The organism is Dryocola clanedunensis, assembly GCF_038405435.1.
Lineage (GTDB): Bacteria > Pseudomonadota > Gammaproteobacteria > Enterobacterales > Enterobacteriaceae > Dryocola > Dryocola clanedunensis_A.
This window is the reverse complement of record NZ_JBBYHZ010000068.1, coordinates 1-775: the sequence shown is the minus strand read 5'-3', so window position 1 is coordinate 775 and position 775 is coordinate 1. Positions and strand designations below refer to the sequence as shown.

Below are 775 nucleotides of genomic sequence, written 5' to 3'. Positions count from 1 at the left end.
GCAGGGCGGGCAGCCACAGCGACATTTCCGGGAAGAAGGTGACGATCAGCAGCACGCCGAGGGCAGCGAACCAGAACGGCCAGATCGAGCGCATGCTCTCACCCACGCTGATCTTGCCGATCGCGGTACCGATGAACAGCACCGAGCCCACCGGCGGCGTCACCAGGCCAAGGCCACCGGTCAGCACCAGCACCAGGCCGAAGTGGATCGGATCGATGCCGTAGGCCTTGGCCACCGGCAGGAAGATCGGCGTGCAGATCAGGATCATCGGCGCCAGATCCATGAAGGTGCCCAGCAGCAACAGCATGATCACGATCATCAACAGCACCATGAACTGGCTGTGCGCGAACGACTGCAGGAAATTGACCGCCGCCGACGGCACTTCCAGATAGGCCAGCAGCCAGCCGAACACCGCCGCGGTCGCGATCACGAACAGGATCACGCCGGTACTGCGCGCGGCATGGGTGACCGTGCCGAGGAACTCGCGCCAGTCCAGCTGGCGATACAGCACCGTGGTCACCAGCAGGGCGTAGACCACGGCGATCGCCGCGCTTTCCACCGCGGTGAAGATGCCGGCGCGGATACCGATGAAGATCAGCGCGACCAGGCCCAGGCCGGGCAGGGCCGAGACCAGCCGCAGCAGCACCGCCCGCCAGCCGGGGAAGATTTCCACGCCATAGCCGCGACGGCGCGCGACCACGTAGCCGGTGATCATCAGGGCGACGGTCATCAGCAGCGCCGGCACGATGCCGGCCGCGAACAGATCGGCGATCGA

At 66.2% G+C, this 775-nt stretch carries 1 protein-coding gene; it reads right to left on the bottom strand.

The window, feature by feature from the left end:
- The coding region (locus AAE045_RS23410) for a TRAP transporter large permease (RefSeq protein ID WP_455549709.1) at nucleotides 1–775 on the bottom strand (775 nt) is incomplete at both ends.